The sequence below is a fragment of the Micromonospora yasonensis genome, assembly GCF_026013475.1.
GTDB lineage: Bacteria > Actinomycetota > Actinomycetes > Mycobacteriales > Micromonosporaceae > Micromonospora > Micromonospora yasonensis.
Map to the genome: position 1 here is coordinate 31,051 of NZ_JAPDPH010000008.1, position 20,732 is coordinate 51,782.

The window sequence follows — 20,732 nt, forward strand, 5'->3', positions numbered from 1 at the left end:
GCGCCTCATGTCCGGCACCTGCGACCAGCACATAGTCAAGATTCTTCCAGACCCGCAGCTATTCGATGCCGATCTATCAAAGTCCGATCTAGGCGCTCTATACAGTCTACCAAAACCTTAAGTGCGATCGATGCCGATTCGGGCGTTTGAAACCCCCGAGCGAGATCCCCCCACGCCCGCATTACGGGGGCCCACCAGTCTTCGCTGGACCGAAGCAGGCCGGAGATTCGCCACGCTTCATCTACTTTAGTTTGATCGATAGCCAGATTCGGATTTTTCTCGATCTGTGAAATCAAGAACAACGCAGGGTCCGAATAGAGGGCCACCTTCAAGGCCCTAAGACGCTCGACGCGAGCCTTATCTTCGCGAGCCTCTATAGCCGCTTGGCGGCCAGTAGCAGCTACTTTCACTGCGAAACAGGCAGTTAGCCTCCTATAACATCCGGCCTTGCACTTCCTGGCCAGACCGAACTCGGCGTTCAAAGCATCCTCGAAATGATGAGCTTCGTCAGCCTGCCATCGCATAGCCTCAGCCGATGCTGCCAGATAGATGTCGCGGCGAACCAGAGCGCCAACATCTTTGTGGGGAGTGCCCCCCGCTCGGAAGTTCGCGCTCACTTTTACTTGGAAATGATGCTCATGCGTGCCGGAGCGCAGCAAAAACGGATCGCGAAAGGCGACGCTCCGGAGCTTGCGAAAATGGAGGTCCATAATTTGCAGCTAACCCCGATCGACCAAGCTTAGGTGAAGACGTGCAGACAGATCAACGATCGGGTTCGCATCCATCGCCACCCCTTCCAGCGCCTTCGGAAGCGCAAGAATGGTGGCCAACCTACCCTCCTTCTGGATGGCCTCAGCCAAGCAATCCAGTACTTGGTTATAGGTCTCGATCTCCCTACTAGCCGCAGTCAATAGCGCAATCAACGCGGGCTGTCCAAGCGGACTAGAGAACAGTTCAACAAGGAGAGGAGAGACCAGCACCCCCGAACTACGCAGGCTCAGCAGCCACTCCAGACCACCCTCACAGCCTAGGAGTGCGGCGAAGCCTATGAGCGATGACCGCTTCGTTGGTGAACTTCGGATCCATCCGCCAACCACTTCACGGAACGCCTCACGACTTTCGACCCGACGAACAAATTCCGCAAAAGAGGACGCCGTAAGCTCAAGAACTTGCGTCGGTGCCTTAGGCGAGTCCGCCACACGCTGAATCCGCCGCAAGGCAATTTCTTGCTGTGTTCTCAGAAAATAGCCCTTGGCAACCTTCACTACAACCCGCTGAAGGTCCGACTGATCGGCCCAATAATAGAGAAGTCGCTCGCACTGCCTACGCATGTGTTCATCCTCCAAGGCAGCGAGCAAAACCTCGACCAGTATTCCTTCGCGCTCTTGGTTGGCCAATGTTCTTTTGAGAGTATTTTTGATGAAATCAACGTCCTGGTTGCGTACCACCAGATCAGCGAGCCACTCTTCGGCAGAATGAGTGCCGTCGCTCAAGTCAGCGAGATCAACCAGCCAATCTACAATTGCTGGCCTCATGTCAGAATAGTTGTCCCACACATACCGTACAGTCGCACCAGCCATGGTCGGGCGCCTGAACCTGACGATCTCGCCGCTTGTGACCTCAGCTCCAATGTGCGCCAACCGTCCACGAAGGCCGGGCCTTGCAAATATCTCATCCAGCGATCCCAGCGCTGCGGACTTTCTAGAAGACTCCATGCCTCCGAGGCGTGATAGCAGTCGCCGAGAGTCAGCTTCAACCTGAGCTAGCCTAGCTGATCCCTTGAACGCAAGCGTCAGGATTAGGCAGCGATCATGCACGGCTAGAGGTTGGCACCAGCTAGCCGGGGTGACTGTTGCAGACGTCGAAAGACGGCCAGGGGCCGTTACAGCGTCCCCAAAAAGCACATTAAGTGTGTCAAGATGGTCGTCAAGGCGCGTGGAAATCTTCTCAACCAATTCGTGCACACTAGCACCATCGGCAGTTTCGAACTCGATCCAGTGCCTGATGTTCGCTACCGATTGTACGGCCTGAACGGCGTTCATGCCTTCCAGATGGCGAGCTACTGAGCCCGCACCAACGACATCCACAAGAGCCGGAGAAGTCATCTTGAAGTAATGCTTCACCAGCTCGACCGGATTCGGAGGGCTATTGAGACGAACTCGACACAAGTTAGGCGCCATTCGAGCACCGACGGAATTCCAAATACCATCGGTGACCGTGATGACTAGCCTCGACTGCAACTCCTTCAGCTCTTCACCTAAATCCGCCAGGTCCTGAACAAAGCCCTCCTTGGGTTGATCATGTTCAGGATCTCTTAGGTTTAGCACATAAGCACGCCAAGGCTCAGCGGGTATAGCTGCCACCGACGGCGCTTCCCACTCTTCAGGTTCAAGCCTGATTATCTCGATTCTTCTATCACACGCTAGAGAAAGGAGTCTCTCCGCAAACGTCGTAACTCCGAAGCCCGGCGGTCCCGACACGATGAGCACATGTCCTTGCCGAAGCGCAGTGACGCCCTTGCTCCAAAACTCTCCCCATTCCGGAACTTCCATGAAGTAGGGGCTTTCCGAAACGGCTATGCGGTCCACGTGCTCCTGCACGAGCGCGTTAGAGCGCGCCTGCCTAACGCTTCTGTCGACTCGCTGCACCGGTAGGGACACATCGGAGGGAAGAAGCGCCAACAGGTTTTCAATACGTGCTATCCATACCCTCCCTCGCGACCACGCCGACGCACTTTCATAACGCTCGCTAAGCACCCCGATCACTGCACCATCATGAGTCCGCACAACTGGGCAGCCACTCATGCCGTGTTCAGTTGCGGTGGCGGTGCCAGACGCTCGGACCCTTCCGGCTGGATCTTGAGTTGTTCCATCCCAGTTGCCACGGGCGTTTAGCCGGCCATATAGCTCAGTTGTCACACCCTCAGCCAGATTGCCTACGCCAGTAAGGAGGAACTCTGTGCCCGGTGCCTGGATATCTGAAAGTGCAAGGTGGCTGATCGATGCCGGAAGAGTATGTTCTGACCTTAAAACGGCAAGATCGTGAACTTCATCGACGGCAAGGACGGTCGCAATGTGACGGTCCTCCAGTGGCGCGCCAAGCGCAGCAAACCAAACATGCTCGCCTGTTCCAACGTTTTCGTCTGCTGTTCGGCTCAACGCATGAGCAACCACATGGTATGCCGTGACGATGTACCCCGCGTCCACCTGAAAGCAGGTACCCGCCGCCTCCCCATTGCTCGCGATAACTTTGCCAACCCAGGCAGCTTCTCGCAATCCATCAACAGCCATCGATAATCACTCTCCGCTCGTCGTTTCAGGAAAGGAATCATCTTCTCCACCGCTTGCAGCACTTCCGTACACCACCTTGACTGCGAGAGTGGCCTCGCCTGAGCCTCGCGCAAGAATGATGTTTCCCTGCGCAGAGAACTTGACACCGAACTGCACTTCAATCTGCGATGGACGAGCAGCCTGCCGAGCTAGTCCTTGACTGGACCGAATTGCCACCCGCGCAACGTGCTCAATCACCAACTCCGCCTGGTCGAGCAGTCCTTGAATGCGGGCGCCTTGACTAGTTGCGCTTGTAGGCTTTGAACCAGGAAGTTCTTCAGCCTCAACTAATACAGTCGCCCCATCGATTTCAAGGGGGACCAGCTTGTAGAGCATAGTGTTACTCCATTGCAGATAGCGCATGGTGGACGAGGTGGGTGTTCTCAGACCTTACCGCCGGTGTCTCCGGGATGGAGCCCCGGGAGCCTGCCGGGGTGGCATGGCCGAGCCGCTCGCCTGCGTCGACGGCCGACTCAGCCGCATATGCCTCCAGTGTAGAAGGAGGGACGTTCAGGCAGCTCAGGCGACATGTTGGGGCCGCCTAGGCCCTGGCCGAACCCGTGGCCAAAACGAAAGGACTGCGTACTTCACCGACATCTGAGCGGAAGTGTCGTAGAGCCGACACTGTGGCCGCTGCGGGGCCAAGTTCCAACAAGGGGCGGGGTAGTTTACACAGGTGACAAGTATTGGGCCGGGCCTCTACGAGCACCTCATCACTCAACGACTGGATAACGAGCTGAGGCACCTCGATCCGTCGGTGGTGCAGCAGGGCATACTTGACCCTGCCGATGCGCCGTACATGCTGGCTCGCCATGTTGCCGCGCTCGTCCGCCGGGTGCTGCTATCCGTTCCTGAAGGCAAATACCGGATTGCCCGGCAAATCGAACTAACTAATCAGATTGCGGAAGCGCTTGCTGAGGCGGATCCACAGGCGGTTGACGGCGAAGATCGGATTGCGGACAAGCAACGGATACTGCAGGCCGTCGCGGCTCAGCCGCGATCGCCTGCGTCGCCAACGTTCCCTCAGCGCCCCAGCACATCAATCTCTGCAAGTGCACTGCTGGTTAATGGCCGCCATCAGCCGCGCATCGGCCACGAGATCACCTACGAGATGGCCTCGGCGGAGTCCGTCGACCTACTGTGTGCCTTCATCAAGTGGCACGGCCTGCGCCTCATCGAGTCCGCCATCCGCGAGCTAACCGCCCGTGGTGGCCGCCTCCGCGTCATCACCACCACCTACATGGGCGCCACCGACCAGCGCGCCCTGGACCGGCTCGCCGAGCTGGGCGCCGACATCAAGGTCTCGTACGAGACCAGAACCACCCGCCTCCACGCCAAGGCGTGGCTCTTCCGTCGCAATAACGGCATGACCACCGCCTACGTCGGCTCCTCCAACCTGTCGAAGTCCGCACTGGTCGACGGCTTGGAGTGGAACGTCCGCATCTCGAATGTCGAGCAGCCGCACGTCATCGACACCTTCACCGCCACCTTCGAGGACTACTGGAACGACCCGGCGTTCGAGACGTACGACCCGGCGAAGGATGGCGAGCGACTGGGGCACGCGTTGCGGGGCGAACGCACCGACGACGACGGCCCCATGGAGATCGCGAACCTTGAGGTCCGGCCGTACGGGTATCAGCGGGAGATCCTGGACGACCTGACCGCCGAGCGGGAGGTGCACGGACGCTGGCGGAACCTGGTGGTGATGGCAACTGGCACCGGCAAGACGGTGGTCGCGGCCCTGGACTACCGCCGGCTGCACAAGGCCGGCAAGGTCGACTCGCTGCTGTTCGTCGCGCACCAGGAGCAGATCCTGCGGCAGAGCCGCTCGACGTTCCGGCAGGTAATGGGCGACGGCAGCTTCGGCGAGAGGCTGGTTGCCGGGGAACGGCCAACGGAATGGCGGCACGTGTTCGCCTCTATCCAGTCGCTGCATCGGCAGGAGATCGACCCCGAAGCCTTCGACATGGTGATCGTGGACGAGTTCCACCACGCCGAGGCGAAGACGTATGCGCAACTTCTGGAGCGGCTGCGACCGCGCGTACTCCTGGGGCTGACAGCGACCCCCGACCGCGCCGACGGGCGGGACGTGCGGCGGTGGTTCGACGGGCATGCGGCCGTGGAGCTGCATCTACGGGAAGCCCTGGACCGGCAGCTGTTGGCGCCCTTCCACTACTTCGGGCTGCACGACGACGTGGACCTGTCGCACCTCACATGGAAGCGCGGGCAGGGCTACGACAAGGGCGAGTTGGAGAACGTCTACACCGGCAACGAGGCGCGGGCGCGGCTGGTGCTGCGCGCCGCCCAGGATCTCGTTGACGTGAGGCGCATGCGAGCGCTGGGCTTCTGCGTGAGCATCGGGCACGCCGAGTTCATGGCGGAGTGGTTCAACCGCCACGGTGTCTCCTCGGCGGCGGTGACTTCGGATGTCGACCGGCCGGCGCAACACGGGCTGCTTCGTGACTTCAAGGCCGGCAAGCTGCGTGTGCTCTTCACCGTTGACCTGTTCAACGAGGGCGTCGACCTGCCGATGGTCGACACGATCTTCCTGCTGCGACCGACCGAGAGCGCCACGATCTTCCTTCAGCAACTTGGCCGTGGGCTGCGCCTGGACGACGACAAGCCCTGTCTGACAGTGCTCGACTTCATCGGCGGGCAGCACGCCAACTTCCGTTTCGATCTGCGCTGGCGGGCGCTGACCGGGGTCAGCCGCCGAGAGGTGTACGACGCGGTCGAGCAGGACTTCCCGATGCTGCCCAGCGGCTGCCACATCGAGCTGGACCGGGTCGCCAAGGCGGTGGTGCTCCGCAACCTGGAGCGTGCGGTTCCGTCATCGAAGAACAGCATGGTGGCAGAGCTGCGGCAGCTCGGGGACGTGTCCTTGGCGGAGTTCCTGCGAGACACCGGCCTGGAGATCGAGGACGTGTACCGGTCGGCCACGTTGGGCGGCTGGGCCGGGCTGCGGCGGCTGGCCGGGGTGGAGGCCTCCACGCCAGGCCCGGCTGATCGGGAGCTGGCGCGGGCGATCGGGCGGATGCTGCACACGGACGACCTGGACCGACTGACTTTGTGGGAGCAGGTGGCGGCTGGCGGGCCGGTACCCGAGGGGCGGCTGCTGGACATGCTGCACTTCAGCCTGTGGGGACCAAACGTGCCGTTATCGCAGCGGGACGAGCGGTTGGCACGGCTCTGGGCGGAGCCGGCGCGTTGTGCCGAGCTGCGCCAGGTTGCGGAGGTGCTGCGGGAGCGAATCCACCGGGTCACCGAGCCGGTTGGGTTGGGCCGGGTGCCGCTGCGGGTGCACGCCCGGTACAGCCGCAACGAGGCGTGTGCGGCGTTCGGGATGCCGAACCCGGGGTCGCTGCGGGAAGGCGTGAAGTGGTTGGCCGAGGAGCAGGCCGACATCTTCTTCGTGACGCTGGTGAAGTCCGAGCAGCACTACTCCCCCACCACCATGTACGCCGACCGGGCCATCACCGAAACGCTGTTCCAGTGGGAGTCGCAGAGCACCACGACCTCGGCATCGGCGACCGGGCAGCGATACATCCACCACGAGAAGCAGGGGTCGACGGTGCACCTGTTCGTGCGGGAGACCAAGGTCGCCGAAGGGAACATGGGCGTGCCGGCCTACCTGTATGCCGGCCCGATGACGTACCGGGAGCACAGCGGGGAGCGGCCCATGCGGATCATCTGGGAGCTGGCGCATCCGCTACCAGCCGACATGTATACGGCTGCCCGAGCGATTGCCGCATAAGGTCACCACGGACGACATTTCAGGTAGGCGAGGAGGAGCACTCGTGGCCCCCGAGGACGCGTTGCTGAGTCCCGCACGGCTGTACCGGGCTGAGGAGATACGCGGGCGGGACTGCCCAATACCTGCAGCTCCTGGTGTCTACGCGTGGTACTTCACCTCGCCGCCGCCCCTCGTGCCAGTCAGTGGATGCCACAAGCAGCACGGGGCAGTGCTGCTCTACGTGGGCATCTCACCGAAGGCACCACCGAGCAACGGGCGACCTCCGAGCCGACAGACGATCCGCAGCCGAATCCGTAGTCACTACCGAGGCAACGCCTCCGTGTCGACCCTCCGTCTGACCCTTGGCTCGCTCCTCGCCAACGAGCTCGCGATTGGGCTACGACGCGTCGGCAGCAGCATGCGACTGACATTCGGCCGAGAGGGCGAGAAGCGGCTCACGGACTGGATGGCCGAACACGCCCAGGTCGTCTGGACCCCAGCGGATCACCCCTGGAAGCTTGAGGAAGAACTGATTCGGACGTGCGTTCTGCCGCTCAACCTCGACCAGAACCGCCATTCCTCCTTCCACAGCCAGCTCTCCGCACTGCGCGCCGCGCAGCGGGCGCAAGCTCGGTTGCTGCCAGTAGAGCGGTAACCGGCTACGCCGCTGCCAGGCTCGCCGGCCCGGCGGGGTGCCGCTCACTGCCCTAAGGGCCGGCGTTCCACAGGCTGGTGGCCGCCGACCCGTGGTCGACGGCCACCAGTGTTCAAGCGGTCAATCGGCTACTGAACGCCCACCCGCTGCTTGTTGTAGTTGCTGCCTTCGCCGTCCGGCTTGTAGTTGCTCTCGACGTTGCCGGCGATGTCGATCGAGAACCAGTTGACGGTGGTGCTGCTGTTCACCGTGATGTTCTGGACCCCCTCGCGCATGCCGGCCAGGGCCAGCTTGGGCGAGTTGAACGTCGGCCGGCTGCCATCGAGCGTGTAGTACACGTTCGCCGGCTCACTCGTACTGAAGGTAAACGCCGTAGCCCCCGCCTCCTGCTCGACGACCTTCAGCGACGTCCGAGGCTGGATCTTGTCCGTCGCGTACGCCCGGGCCACCTCGAGGATGGCGATGTTGCCGTTGGCGAACTCCATCGCCTCCTCGTGCCCCTCGGCGAACGGCGGCTGGAAGCCGACTGCGGTGAACCGCTTGGTGGTCGGGTTGTAGACGTCCGCGCCGACCTCGAAGTCCCAGCCGATGATGCCCCGGTTGTACCAGTGTTCGTCGGCGCTGTTGCCGGCCGCCGAGTACAGCACGTCGGTCACCGGTCCGGTGCGGCCCGGCCAGATCGCCGTGCCACGGTATTCCTGCACCCGGGAGAGGATGTAGTCCGAGGAGGTCCAGAAGTACGCCTCGGTGCCCTGGTCGACCCGCGGCAGCACCTCCCGCCCGGCGGACTTGTACGCCCCCGGCGGCCACATGAAGTACCCGCCGTAGGAGTGGGTGTTCATGGAGAGCTTGATGTTCGGGAAGTTGTCGACCAGCCAGACCTCGTTGCGCGCCTCCGGCTCGGACAGCTCGCTCGGCCCGGCGAACGTGTCGCTGGTGCAGCTGGTCGCCGACGCGCCGACGTAGCCGTCGAAGACGGAACCGACCGAGAAGTTCCGGTTGACGTCCACACCCCAGGAGTTGCGGCGGCCCGGGTCCGCGTTGGACGCCGGGCAGTAGTTGGTCATGTTCCGCCGCTGCATGTTGAAGTCGTACATGCTGTAGTGCGCGCCGTCCGGGTTGACGACCGGCAGGATGAAGATGTCCAGGTCGTCGACGATCTTGCGGGTGTTCGGGTCCTGCGCGTAGTTGCGCAGCAGCCGCTCGGCCGACTCCACGCAGACCAGCGGGGTCACCCACTCCCGGGCGTGCTCCTGGCAGTAGAGGAAGACGCCGACCTTCGAGCCGTCGCGGTGCTTGCCGATCCGCAGCACCTTCATCTGGAACGGCTCGCGGGACACGCTCGCCGGTGCCTTCAGGTTGTCGGTCAGCTGGGTCACCGGAGCGGCGGCCACCACGCCCGCGCCGGCGTCACCCCGGTAGGTGCTGGCCGTGAGCAGCTTCGCCGCGTCGGCGTTGCCGTTGACCGCGGCGACGACCTGCGCCGCCGTGCTGGTGATCGCGCCGGAGCCGTTGGTGGCCAGGTTCACCGTGACGGCCTTGCCGGACACGCTCACCGTCAGCGGGGCGTTCGCCGCCCCCGGGTTGACCAGCGACATGGTGACGTCGTTGCCGCCCTCGGAGCCGTACGCCTTCGAGGTGACGTAGATGGTGCTCGCCGCGGCGGTGCCGAACTGCGCCTGCGCGTTGCGCCGGTAGCCGTTCGTCTTGTAGGGCAGGTCGATCAGCTGGGTCAGCTTCGGGAACTCCGCGGCCAGGCCGGTGAACCGCGCGGTGACCTCGGTCGGATCCATGTAGTGGTCGACGAAGTCCGACACGTACGGGTGGTCGCCGGTGGCCTTGCGCGGGCTGCCCAGCCACTTGGCGACGTCGACGGTGACCGAGCCGCCCTTGTTGCTGGTGATGGTGGCCCTGGCCGGTGCGGCGGTGATGGGGACCGGGTTGCTGAACCGGTGATACATGTACTGGCCGGCGTCGGTGAACCGGGACATGGTGGCGGTGCCGCCGGAGCCGATCTCCGTGCCGGGCCCGCTGTCCCAGCTCGTCGTCAGCACCGTCGTCGCGTCGGTGCCGGCGCTCGACTTCACCTCGATGTTGAGAAAGAGCTGGTTGTCGAGGCTGGAGAACCATTCGGCGCGCAGCACGGTCAGGGTGTCGGTGCTGGCCGTCGCGGCTGCCGCGGCCCGGATCGAGGCGGACCGTTCGGCCATGGTCTCGGCGTAGTCGCTCTGGTCGGAGATGGCGTCCTGCACGTCGAAGCCCTTGTCCCGCAGCGCCTGGCTCTCCTCGGGGCTGAGGATCGCGTGCACCTCGATGCCGTTATCGACCGGCTTGACGTACTCGGCGAGGTCGACGCCGAGTTCGTTGAGGCGGTCGATGCCCGACTTGTCGGCGACGACGATGCGCATCAGGCCGACGCCGTTCTGTTGTCCGGTCGACGACCGGTCGGGGACCGCCGCGCTGTCCGGGCTGGCAAGGCCGGGTGCGCTGACGGCGAGCGCCAGCGGTAGCGCGAGCAGGGCCAAGAACCGGCGCGGTCCGCTGGATCTTCTTGTACTCCTCATGAGAGTCCTTCCGCGAGGCGATCCTGACGGCCGCGCAGTCGAGGCGGACGGACCTCGGCTGCCGCAGCTGGGCAAAGTGTGATCGCCGTCTCATCAGTCAGTCAAGATCGATGGGCGCGGAACGGAGCACGTGACCGGTTGATCAAGGGGCCGGCTGGTCCGCGTACACCGGGTTCTTCCGGCCGGCGCGCTCGGGGCACCTGCCGGTGGGGCCGCCCACCATGCCGATCCGGCCGTCGTCGCACACGATCAGGTAGCCCTTGCCGCCCCAGAAGCCGTCCACACAGGTGAAGTAGCCGCACACGCCGGGGGCCGGCTCATGGACGAGTCGTCTCGCCCACCGGGCCCGCCAGCCCGGACCGGTCCCGGCCGGGGCATGCCGTCACCTCCTCAGTGGATCGGATCGGTCACTGTTCGCGTACCCACGGAGGCGGTTCGTCATTCCCGGGTGGCTGCGCCGCCCGCTACCCCTGGGCCACGGTGGCCGGCTCCGGCGGCGCGTGCGGCCCGCTGACCGGCCGCACGTCGCCGTGCCCCGGCCACCACGCTGTGTGTCCGATCAGGGCGGTCAGCGCCGGTACGAAGAACATGGACATGACGAACGCCGACAGCACGATGCCGATCGCCACCGCGAAGCCCATCTGCTGCAGGAACGAGATCGGCGCGAGCATCAGCACCCCGAACGTGCCGGCCAGGATCAGCCCGGCCGCCGCGACCGTCGGGCCGGCGTGTTCGACGCCGATGGCGGCGGCCTGGTGCGGCTCGTTGCCCTCGCGTGCCTCCTCACGTAGTCGGGCGATCATCAGGATGTTGTAGTCGGTGCCGATCGCCACGACGAAGAGGTAGAGGATGATCGGCAGCTGGAAGGTGACGCCGGGCTTGTCCTGCAGCCCCTGGAAGAGATAGACGGTGGCGCCCAGGGTGGCGGCGAAGTTGAGCAGCACCGCGATCACCAGGTAGATCGGCGCGACCAGGCTGCGCAGCAGCAGCGCGAGGATCAGCGCGATGAGGCCGGCCGCGACCGGGAGGATCACCGACAGGTCGCGGTTGTTCGCCGAGTTGATGTCGGCGAAGATCGCGGTGGGTCCGCCGACCAGTGCCCGGGTGCCGGCCGGGGCGGCCTTGTGCAGCGCGTCGCGCAGGACCTCGCGGACGAGGGTGATGGCCTCGTTGGAGACCGGGTTCTCGTTGAGCAGCAGGTTGACCCGGGCCACGCTGGGGTCGGTGCTGCGCTCCGGGGGCTGCGCCCGGCCCACTCCGGGGGCCTTCGTCGCGGCCGCCGCGAAGTCGCTGACCTGTTGCTCGGTCAGCGGCGACCCGTTGCCGGTGGTCAGGTAGACCTCGGTGGGGGCCAGCGCGCCGGCGGCGAATCCGCGTTGCAGGTCCTTGGCGGCCTTCGCCGATTCGGTGTCCTGGGGGAAGCCGGCGCTGAAGTCGTAGTCGGCCTGGTAGCCGAGCACGCCGGCGGCGAGGGCGACCAGCAGGGCGCCGGATGCCGCGGCGACGAGCGCCGGGCGGCGGCCGACGGCGGTGCCGAGCCGGTGGGACATGGTGGCCTTCGGGGCGCGCTGCCAGGCCTTGGACGGCCAGAAGACGTACCGGCCGAGCAGCGAGACGACCGCCGGGATGAGGGTGAGCGAGGTGACCAGCATGACGCCGACGGCGATGGCGAGCGCCGGGCCGAGCGAGCCGAAGAATCCGAGGGAGGCCAGCAGCAGGACGAGGAACGCGACGATGACCGCCCCGGCGGCCGAGGTGATGACCTCGCCGACCCGCTCGACGGAGGTGATCATGGCGGTGCGCTTGTCGTCGCCGGCGCGCAGCCGTTCGCGGTAGCGGAAGAGCAGGAACAGGATGTAGTCGGTGCCGATGCCGAACAGCACGATCAGCAGCACCGTCTGCAGGTCCTGGCTGACGTTGAGGTCGAACGCCTTGCCCGCGGCGGCGACGAGCCCGCTGGTGACGGTCATGACGACGCCGATGACGACGACGGGCAGCAGCGCGGCGATGGGGCTGCGGAAGATGATCAGGATCAGCCCGATGATCAGGATGATCGTCGCGATGCCGACCACGGAGAAGGCCTTGTTGAAGGTGTCCTCGTTGTCGACGAAGCTGGCCACGTCGCCGGCCACGCCGGCGCTCAGCCCGCTGCCGGACAGTTCCGGGCCGATGGCCGCCCGCAGATCGCGTACGGCGTCGAGCAGCGCCGGGTCGTCCGGGGCCGGCGCGTCGAGCCCGACGTTGACCACCTGGACCGACTTGTCCGGCGCCACGGCCGGCGGGCCGGTGAGGTAGCCGGAGGTGTGCGCGATGTTCCTGGCCTTGAGCGACTGGGCGAGCTGGCCGACCTTCGCCTCGTCCGCCGGCGTCAGCTTCTGCCCGTCGGCGCGCTTGACCACGATGGTCGCGGTCGCGGTGGCTTGCTGCGGGAACGCCTTTTTGCCGAGTTCGGTGGCCTGCACCGACTCGTAGGAGTGGGGCAGGAAGCTCTCCTGGTCGGCAGAGGTGATGTCGGCGAGCGATGGTGTGGTGACGACGATGGCGATCGCCGCGAGCACCCAGCCGCCGATCACCCACCACGCTTTACCGACGACGAATCTGCCCAGCCGCTCGAACATGGTTTCCCCCGTGTGTTCGGCCTTGTTGACGTCTGGGGCCGGAAGCGCCCTCGAACATCCGCCGATCACTGTGGCGGCAGACGTCGCTACCCGCTGTGCATGCTACCGGCCGCCGGCAATCCTTTTCGGACGTGGTACGGAGCGGCGGCAGATACTTGTCGCCTTCGGCGGCATTAACGCCGGGTGACGCCGGCCGGGGCGAGCGCAGGCATGGCGAGCAGAGCTTCGAGTTGCTCCTGCATGCGTTCCAGTGGCCCGTCGGCGCTGTGCAGCCCCTGGTAGAGGTCCCGGAGCACGTCGTCGGATCCGTTGGTGAAGGCGAGGATCTCGGCGAGGGAGAGTTGGTGGTTGAAGATCTCCGCCTCGTTGCGCCAGTCGTGGAGCATGCCGGCGAGCGTCTCGTCGCGCCCTGGGGCCAGCACGGCCGACGACAGCGCGGCGTTCACCGCGGACAGGCTCATCCGGGGGTAGACCTGCCGGCGAGTGGGCTGCGTGGTGCCGACGGCAAAGGGCGGGGAGGTCAGGATCCTGCGGTTGTCCTGCAACTCCTCGCCGATGGCCTGCAGCGCCTCCGCGCGCCGCTCGCGGCTGGCCGCCCATCGCTCCGCGACGATGCCGGTGATGCCCGCGAGCAGGCCCAGGACCTGCACCGCCGGTTCGAAGCTGGACATGCCGGATGACCGGCTCCACCAGACGGCGCTGACGACGAACGAGACCGCCAGGCTTCCGCCGGTGACCACCATGATCCAGGTACGGGGCGCCGTCACCCAGGACGGCAGAGGCACCTGGCGCGGTCGCGCCTGCCGCACCGGCCTGGTCATCATTTCCCGACGCGGCGGAACACGTCTCGGGCGGCGGTGTCGGAGCCGTTGCCGGCCTCGCTGTTCGACAGGAGCATGAGGTCCATGCCGAACCGGCGGACTCTCTCGTAGGCCTGGAACTGGGTGAAGGCCTCACTCTCCACGAAGAGACCCGCCTTGGCCAATGCCGCCGCCAGGGCCTTCAGCTGGTATTTGCGGGAGATGTAGAGACGGATGGTGTCTCCGACCGGGAAATGCACCTCGCTGCGGTTCGGCAGGACGATCTTCAGGTCTTCCGCCGACTGGTTGCAGTAGATCATCTTGATGACCAGTGACCGGCCCTCTTCGACGACCCCTTCAAACCGGACGTAGTTCATGTTCACCGAAAGGTCGGTGTTCTGGCGCAGGGCGCTGATGACGAATTCGCGGAACACCCAGCTGGTCTCGTATTCCCGGGCCGCCTGCTGTGCCATCCGCTCGTCGAGATGGGACGCGGTGGCGACCTCCACCAGCAGCCGGTCCTGTGGGCGTAGCAGTTGCTTGCTCAGCCGCTCGACCAGGTAGACGTCCTCGTCGAAATTGGCCATCGTGTTGCCGAGCAGCGAGAACAGCACCGGCTCGTCGCCGATGAGCCGGTCACGCAGCTCGTTCAACTCGGCTACGTTCTCTTCGACGGAGAAGTCGAGTTGCACCGGCAGCAGTTGGTTGCGGAAGTGCCGGAAGAACGGCAGGGACTTGATCGGCTTCAGGCCGAGGCGCAGCATCTCCGCGCTCATGTCGACCGGCACGTAGTACATCTCGGGGTTCGACCGCTGCAGGTCGGCCAGGACCACCGCGTCCTTCTCGCCCGTGCCGGGGCCCAGGCTGATGTAGTGATAGGCCTGGCCATTGTGCCGGGAATGCAGATTCCGCCAGCGCCGGCTGAAGGTCTCGATCCCGTCCCTCATGACCGGATAATTAGGATCGGTGCAGGCTCGCTGCCAGTTGACCGCCGGTTCGATTCCCCAGTACGAGTAGCCGGACACGATCCGCTTCTCGTCACCGGTTGACGAGAAGGGACGCTGCAACTCGGCGGCCAGTTCGTTGAGCTTCCGGGACTGGTCTTCACCCACCAGGCACAGCGACCAGGAGAACTCGGTTTCCGAAATTACTTTCTCGAGTCTGCGCAGCAGCTTTATCTGCTCCCTGGCCTGCTGATCCATGTTGTGCCATCCCCCGGGCGAGGTCGGACCATGTTCCGCCCGCCAACCTTAACAGCGTCAAAGTCTTGGCAGGTAGCCGCTTTGATCTGGTTTCCGACCACGCTGGAGGCGGGGGCCAGGGACCTTTTGCTGGCAATTGCGCCTGTCCAGGAGCACGAGCAGGCAACACAGCCGAGCGGCGATGCCGCGCGTCGACATCGAGGCCCGGCGCCGGCTCGGGTGCGTTTGCTGCCACTTGGCTGACAACAAACGCACCCGGACGCAGCGACGGTCAAACCGTCGGGTCGGCTCCCGCTCGACGGAACTCAGCGCCCGACGGCTCGCGACAGGCCCGGGACGACGGCGACGCCCGTCACCGTCGCGGCTTCGAGCAGATCAACTTGTCCTCCCAGGCGAGGCCGAAGACGACCACCCCGCCATCGGACTCGACCAATTCGATGACCACCATCGATCCGGGCTTCATCGCCGCCGGGTTGATCACAACGACGGTGCCGTCGGGCTGGTGCTTCGTCGAGGGGAAGACCGCTTCCATGTTGCCTGGGGCCGGGATCGAATTGCACATCGTGCCATCGGTCGTGATCTTCGCCCGCACCCCGGCGTCGGCGAGCGCCTTGCGCAGCGCGTCCGGGTCGGCGAGTTGCTTCCTCGACAGCGTCAGGGCCAGGGTGCCGTTGGGGTTGCTGACCAACGAGAACGCGGCCGGGTGCCCGGGGGGATCCCTGCGGGGCCGGGTGCCGGCTGACCTTCCGCCAGGACATCCAGGCCCTGGTGAAGGCCTCCGCCACCAGGTCCTCGGCGCCCTGGCGATCACCGGTCGCCGCCACCACCGACCCGAAGTCCTGCCGCCGCTCGTCTTCAGACTGCTCCGGCCGGGCCGCCGGCGGGCAGGGGGAGGATCGCACGCGGTGCCGGGGCCTTGGTCCTGTGCCGGTGACGTGTGCCGGAACGGACGGCGAGCGGGCAACCGGGTGCTTAGCCTGGCGGGTGGGGACACATCGGGAACGGAGGGCATCGTGGCGAACGCGGTCTGGGAGGCGCTGGATGGCGTCGGCGAGGTCGAACTCACCGTGACCGGCCGGAAGACCGGGCGGCAGATCTCGCACCCGGTGTGGTTCGTGCTGGAGGACGACAGCGTGTTCCTGGTTCCGGTGACCGGCTCGGACAGCCAGTGGTACAAGAACGTCCGGCAGACCCCGATGGTCGAGCTGTCGGCGAACGGCACGGCGCTGAGTTCGAGCGCCACCCCGATCACCGAGGCCGACCGGGTCAACCACGTCGTGGAGATGTTCAAGGCCAAGTACGGCGCCGACCAGTTCGCGGCGCACTACCCGAAGCACGACGTCGCGGTCCAGGTCCCCCTCGGCTGACCAGGCGGGAGGGCCGGGCGACATCGCCCGGCCCTCCCCCTGCTCACTCGTTCCGGGCGGTCTCCGGGCCGGTGATCCGTCGCAACAACGGCAGCGTCGAGGCGACGATGCCCAGCGACACCGCCAGCCCGCCGGCGACCATGAGGTAGAACGACCCGTGCGGCGGGAGCAGGGTGTAGTCCAGCTGCGACCGCAGGAACAGGTGCGCGGCCAGGAATCCCATCCCGATCGCGACCGCCGCGACGACCAGCAGCGGCACGACGGTTTCCAGCGCCACCACCCGGCGCAGGGTACGCAGTTGCACGCCGGTGAGCCGCAGCATGCTGAACGGCCGCTTGCGGTCGCTCAGCCCGCCGGCCACGCTCACCGCCAGGCTGCAGCCGGCGATCGGCAGGCTGGCCAGCATGACCACGTTGGCCAACTGCTGGAACTGCCGCAGCAGCCGCGCGGAGTCCGCCTCCCACTCGGCGGTGCTGTTCGGGAACCGCCCCGTCGGGAACGCGTTGATCAGCATGGTCCGGGCCTGCTCGAAGGCGGCGCGGCTGGTGGTGTTGACGACCACCGACCGGATCGGCTGCCGGTCGACCTCCGCAGGGGAGGCGTCGGCGGCGGGCCAGACGTAGCTGTCACGGGTCAGGTCCCACGCACGCTCGCCGATCAGGTCGTCGGCCACGGCCGCGACCTGCGCGCCGGCGGGGCAGGTGCCGAACACCGCCAGGCGGTCCAGCTCGGCGCACGTGACGATGCCGGGCCACCACCACCGATCGGGGGCGGAATCCGTCGGACTCTGCCGAACCTCGAGCGGGGGTGGTTGGTCGACCGGATTGGCGCGGACCAGGGCCACGCTGCGTACCCCGGGGATCGCCGCGAGCCCGGCCGGAATCTGGTCCGCGGTCGGCGCGGGGCCCTCCTGGGGCGGGAACCACTTCGACAGTGACGTGGCGGCCACCGAGTCGGTGCGCGGCTCGCCCCGGTTGGCCACGTAGGTGGTGATGGTGCCGGTGGCGACGCTGGTCACGAAGAGCGCCACGATCAGGCCGCTGACCGACCGGAAGGCCGCCTTGGGGTTGTCCGCGAGGCGTCGCCCGGCGATGAGGGTGGCGGGCCGGCTGGCCCGCCCGGCCAGCAGTCGGGCGCCGAGCATGGTCAGCCACGGCCCGGCCAGCAGCAGCCCGGCCAGGATCAGGAGGAACCCCGAGAGGTACGCGGTGAGCTGACCGTTGGTGGTGGGCGGACGCCGGCCGACGAAGTACGTCAACTCGGCGAGCCCGGCGACCAGCGGGATGAGCCGCCAGGCGCGCGGCGGTTTCGGAGTGACCCGCCGGGTCACGCCCAGCGGGGAGATCTGCACCCGGCGCAGCGCCAGCCAGGAGGCCACGACGGCGCCGAGCGGGATGCCGAGCGCGACCGCCAGGACGTCGACGAGGGTGAGCGACAGGTCGGCGGTGAAGAACGGCTCGCCGGTGAACGGGATGGCGGCGACTCCGGGGCGGAACGCGAGGAACAGCCCGAACCCGACGACGGTGCCGGCGACGGCCGCGACGACCGACTCCACGGCGGAGATGACGGAGATCTGCCGTGGCGTGGCCCCGACCAGCCGCATCGCGGCGAAGCGTTGCTCCCTGCGGGTCGCGGCCAGCCGGGTGGCCGTACCGATGAAGATGAGCACCGGGAAGAGCAGCGCGGTCGCGACGACGGACAGCACGAGGGTCATGCCGTCGTGCCTGATCCCGACGTAGCAGCCGCGGCTGCAGTCGCTCGGGGAGGTGGCCATGATCTGGGTGACCTGCCGGGCGCCGAGGGGTTCCAGGTCGGTCGGGGTCCGGCCGATGACGATCAGCAGCGAGTCGGGGGACGGCAGCGCCGCCCGGCCGATGGTGCCGACCTGATGGCCGGGGAACCGGTCGGCGAGTTGCGCGGGCGGGGTGGTCCGCAGCAGTTCGCCGAGGGCGGGCGAGACGTAGTACTCGCCGGGGCCGGGCAGGCGCGGGATGCCCGGTGGGACGGGCGCGTCCGGGCCGGTCGCCGCGACCTCGATCCGGCCGATCGACTCGCCGTGGTAGTAGTCCTGCCGGATCAGCCACCACAGCGGGTCGACTGACGGGTCGGCGGCGGCCGGGGCGACCGTGGTGTTCAGCCAGGCGTACCGCTGGTTCTGCGCGTTCACCGCGTTCATGCCGGCGAGTGTGGTCAGCAGCATGCCGACGCCGAGCGCCACGGCGGCGGCGATGATGACGAGCCGGGTGGCGGCTTCCCGGCCGCCGGCCAGGGTCAGCCGTGCCGCGAACCGGATCATGCGGACACCAGCGCGTTCACCTTGCCGTCGCGCACGATGACCTGCCGGTCGGCGTACGCGGCGACGCGGGCCTCGTGGGTGACCAGCACGACCGTGGTGCCCTGCTCGCGGGCCGAGGAGACCAGCAGGTCCATGACCTGCTCGCCGGTCAGCGTGTCCAGCGCCCCGGTGGGCTCGTCGGCGAACAGTGCCCCGGGCCGGGCGACCAGGCCGCGGGCCAGCGCGACCCGTTGCGCTTGCCCGCCGGACAGCTCACCGGATCGTCGGTGTTCCAGCCCGGCCAGGCCGAGCCGCTCGAACCAGGGCCGCGCCTGCTTGAGCGCGGCGGCCCGCTTCACGCCGCTCAGCAGCAGCGGCAGGGCGACGTTCTCCTCGGCGGTCAGCTCCGGCACCAGTTGCCCGAACTGGAACACGAACCCGAACTGGTCGCGGCGCAGGATGCTGCGCTCGGTCTCGCTCAGGGTGTCGATGCGGCGGCCGTCGAAGTGGATCTCGCCGGCGTCGGGCACCAGGATCCCGGCCAGGCAGTGCAGCAGGGTGGACTTCCCGGAGCCGCTCGGGCCCATGATGGCGACGATCTCGCCCGGGGCCACCGCGACGCTGGCGCCGCGCAGCGCCGGGGTCTCGCCGAAGGACAGCACGACCTCGCGGGCCTCGATCGCCTTCATCCCTTCACCACCTTGCGCAGGGCGTCCAGCCGGGCGATCGTGGTGTCGATCCAGTGCAGGTCGGCTTCCAGGTGGAACAGGCCGTGGTCGGCCAGCATGGTGTCGACCAGGTTGTCGCCGCGCCGGATGTCGGTGAGTTCCTTCATCCGCCGCAGGTGCTTGGCGCGCTGCGTGTCGAGGTATTCCTCGGCGGGGCGGTCGAGCATGAGCGCCAGCACGACCTTGGTGAACAGCACCGTCTGCAGGTTGGGCTCGGCCTCCACCGGCTCGGTCAGCCACGACTCGAACTCGGTCGCGCCCCGGTCGGTGATGACGTAGCGCTTGCGTTCGGGGCCCTCGCCCGGCGCGACCTCGCCGATCACGATCTTGCCGTCGCGGACGAGCCGGCCCAGGGTCGCGTAGACCTGGCCGAACGGCAGCGGCTTGCCCCGGCTGAAGAAGGAGTCGTAGTCGCGCTTCAGGTCGTAGCCGTGGCTGGGCTCGCGTTCGAGCAGACCAAGCAGGGTCATGGGAACACTCATGGAGGCACCATACCCCGCGCGTATACTCCGCGTATATACCCCGCGCGTAGGTCAGCTCATGCTGCCGCTCCGGACGCCTTCTGCGGCGGTCCGCTGGTCGGTCGCCGCCGCCGGGGCCAGCTCGAAATGGACGGTACGGCCGGTCCTGGCGCGCCCGAGGCGGTGCGTCAACGGCACCAGCACCCCGTGCAGCAGCGGGTGCTTACGAACCAGCGCGCGGCTGGCCGCCCGGTACTCGGCACCGCTCAACGGCCGGGCCACCGCCTCGATCGCCGCCCCGGTCGGCTTCCCGAGACCCGTCGAGGGGGCCAGGGTCACCTGCGAGTTGTTGCGGATCCGCCGGGTCTTCCAGGCCTTCTCGAAGCTGCGCACGTACGCCCGCTCCCCCGCCACCGCGACGCTCACCGCCGTCGGCACGGCCGTCCCGTCCCGCCTGAACGTGGTCAGCACCACCGTCTTCTGCCGGACCAGCGGTGCCCATGCCGGCGCCGGGGCGGGATCGACGTACCCGACCACCCAACCGAGCTGCCGCAACCGCGCCACCAGCGCGACCAGGGCCAGCCCGGCCGACACCCCGACCACCCAGGTCTGGGCCGCGCTGCCGCCCAGGTCGGCGTCGACCAGGTGCGAGACGGTGTGCGCGACCCCGCCGACGAAATATCCGGCCAGCGCGACCGCCATGCCGTCCGCCCAGATCAGCGCCAGCAGCAGGGTCGCCCCGATGCCGAGCTGGAACGCCCCCACGTCGTGCACGAAGTGCTCATGCGGCGGGAACGCCACCATCGAACTGAACGAATCCGGCCGGGTCAGCGCCCACACCCCGGCCACCAGCGCCGCCACGCCGAGCAGGGCGGCCGCGCCGCGTACGAGTCCTCTCATGCTGGTGGGACGGGCCGGCGGCCGGCGATGTGACCAGCGGCGAGCGCGGTGACCGGGCGTGCTCGTACCGACGCGACGCGACGACGGGTGGTCCCGGTGG

At 66.8% G+C, this 20,732-nt stretch carries 16 protein-coding genes; 3 read left to right on the forward strand and 13 right to left on the reverse strand.

Annotated elements, in window-relative coordinates:
- Nucleotides 1-35: 35 nt before the first annotated feature.
- Genes ONA70_RS03485 through ONA70_RS03495 form a run of 3 tightly spaced genes read right to left on the reverse strand, consistent with a single transcriptional unit; the run spans nucleotide 36 to nucleotide 3,665 of the window.
- A complete protein-coding gene (locus tag ONA70_RS03485) occupies nucleotides 36-710 on the reverse strand; it encodes a hypothetical protein (RefSeq protein WP_265004854.1) in 675 nt (224 codons plus the stop codon).
- A gap of 9 nt (nucleotides 711-719) precedes the next feature.
- A complete protein-coding gene (locus tag ONA70_RS03490; protein ID WP_265004855.1) occupies nucleotides 720-3,290 on the reverse strand; it encodes a S1 family peptidase in 2,571 nt (856 codons plus the stop codon).
- Between the two features lie 6 nt (nucleotides 3,291-3,296).
- Nucleotides 3,297-3,665 carry a CU044_2847 family protein gene (locus ONA70_RS03495; RefSeq protein ID WP_265004856.1) on the reverse strand — a complete coding sequence of 123 codons (369 nt, stop codon included), beginning with the start codon at nucleotides 3,663-3,665 and terminating at the stop codon, nucleotides 3,297-3,299.
- A 340-nt stretch (nucleotides 3,666-4,005) separates the two neighbouring features.
- Here ONA70_RS03495 and ONA70_RS03500 point away from each other — a divergent pair, with 340 nt between their 5' ends.
- Both ONA70_RS03500 and ONA70_RS36835 read left to right on the forward strand, forming a co-directional pair.
- Complete coding sequence (locus ONA70_RS03500; protein WP_265004857.1) at nucleotides 4,006-7,083, forward strand: DUF3427 domain-containing protein; 3,078 nt, start codon at nucleotides 4,006-4,008, stop codon at nucleotides 7,081-7,083.
- Between the two features lie 43 nt (nucleotides 7,084-7,126).
- Complete coding sequence (locus ONA70_RS36835) at nucleotides 7,127-7,717, forward strand: GIY-YIG nuclease family protein (RefSeq protein ID WP_406601137.1); 591 nt, start codon at nucleotides 7,127-7,129, stop codon at nucleotides 7,715-7,717.
- Between the two features lie 128 nt (nucleotides 7,718-7,845).
- Here ONA70_RS36835 and ONA70_RS03510 read toward each other — a convergent pair whose 3' ends face one another.
- From ONA70_RS03510 to ONA70_RS03535, 6 genes are all read right to left on the reverse strand, one after another.
- Nucleotides 7,846-10,281: a M14 family zinc carboxypeptidase gene (locus ONA70_RS03510; protein WP_265004859.1), complete on the reverse strand. Its 2,436-nt coding sequence runs from the start codon at nucleotides 10,279-10,281 to the stop codon at nucleotides 7,846-7,848.
- Nucleotides 10,282-10,423: 142 nt separating this feature from the next.
- Nucleotides 10,424-10,585: a hypothetical protein gene (locus ONA70_RS03515; protein WP_265004860.1), complete on the reverse strand. Its 162-nt coding sequence runs from the start codon at nucleotides 10,583-10,585 to the stop codon at nucleotides 10,424-10,426.
- 160 nt (nucleotides 10,586-10,745) lie between these two features.
- Nucleotides 10,746-12,899: an MMPL family transporter gene (locus ONA70_RS03520; protein WP_265004861.1), complete on the reverse strand. Its 2,154-nt coding sequence runs from the start codon at nucleotides 12,897-12,899 to the stop codon at nucleotides 10,746-10,748.
- A gap of 173 nt (nucleotides 12,900-13,072) precedes the next feature.
- Entirely contained in the window at nucleotides 13,073-13,666 is a 594-nt protein-coding gene (locus tag ONA70_RS03525; RefSeq protein ID WP_265004862.1) for a hypothetical protein, read from the reverse strand.
- 53 nt (nucleotides 13,667-13,719) lie between these two features.
- Nucleotides 13,720-14,901 (reverse strand): L-histidine N(alpha)-methyltransferase, encoded by a 1,182-nt coding sequence (locus tag ONA70_RS03530; RefSeq protein ID WP_265004863.1) that lies wholly within the window; start codon nucleotides 14,899-14,901, stop codon nucleotides 13,720-13,722.
- A 352-nt stretch (nucleotides 14,902-15,253) separates the two neighbouring features.
- Nucleotides 15,254-15,589 (reverse strand): hypothetical protein, encoded by a 336-nt coding sequence (locus ONA70_RS03535; protein ID WP_265004864.1) that lies wholly within the window; start codon nucleotides 15,587-15,589, stop codon nucleotides 15,254-15,256.
- A gap of 325 nt (nucleotides 15,590-15,914) precedes the next feature.
- On the opposite strand from ONA70_RS03535, the gene ONA70_RS03540 reads away from it, so the two are divergent.
- Complete coding sequence (locus ONA70_RS03540; RefSeq protein ID WP_265004865.1) at nucleotides 15,915-16,268, forward strand: nitroreductase family deazaflavin-dependent oxidoreductase; 354 nt, start codon at nucleotides 15,915-15,917, stop codon at nucleotides 16,266-16,268.
- 43 nt (nucleotides 16,269-16,311) lie between these two features.
- Here the strand turns inward: ONA70_RS03540 and ONA70_RS03545 are convergent, their stop codons facing one another.
- The 4 genes from ONA70_RS03545 to ONA70_RS03560 are packed head-to-tail and all read right to left on the reverse strand — an operon-like array spanning nucleotide 16,312 to nucleotide 20,632.
- Nucleotides 16,312-18,564, reverse strand: a complete 2,253-nt coding sequence (locus tag ONA70_RS03545; protein ID WP_265004866.1) for an FtsX-like permease family protein — start codon at nucleotides 18,562-18,564, stop codon at nucleotides 16,312-16,314.
- On the reverse strand, nucleotides 18,561-19,232 hold the full coding sequence (locus tag ONA70_RS03550; protein ID WP_265004867.1) for an ABC transporter ATP-binding protein: 672 nt from the start codon (nucleotides 19,230-19,232) through the stop codon (nucleotides 18,561-18,563). The genes ONA70_RS03545 and ONA70_RS03550 overlap by 4 nt, the downstream gene beginning before the upstream one ends.
- Nucleotides 19,229-19,753 carry a PadR family transcriptional regulator gene (locus tag ONA70_RS03555; protein WP_265004868.1) on the reverse strand — a complete coding sequence of 175 codons (525 nt, stop codon included), beginning with the start codon at nucleotides 19,751-19,753 and terminating at the stop codon, nucleotides 19,229-19,231. Before ONA70_RS03555 ends, ONA70_RS03550 begins: the two co-directional genes overlap by 4 nt.
- A 51-nt stretch (nucleotides 19,754-19,804) precedes the next feature.
- Nucleotides 19,805-20,632, reverse strand: coding sequence for a PPOX class F420-dependent oxidoreductase (locus tag ONA70_RS03560; protein WP_265004869.1), 828 nt, complete (start codon nucleotides 20,630-20,632; stop codon nucleotides 19,805-19,807).
- Between the last annotated feature and the right edge of the window lie 100 nt (nucleotides 20,633-20,732).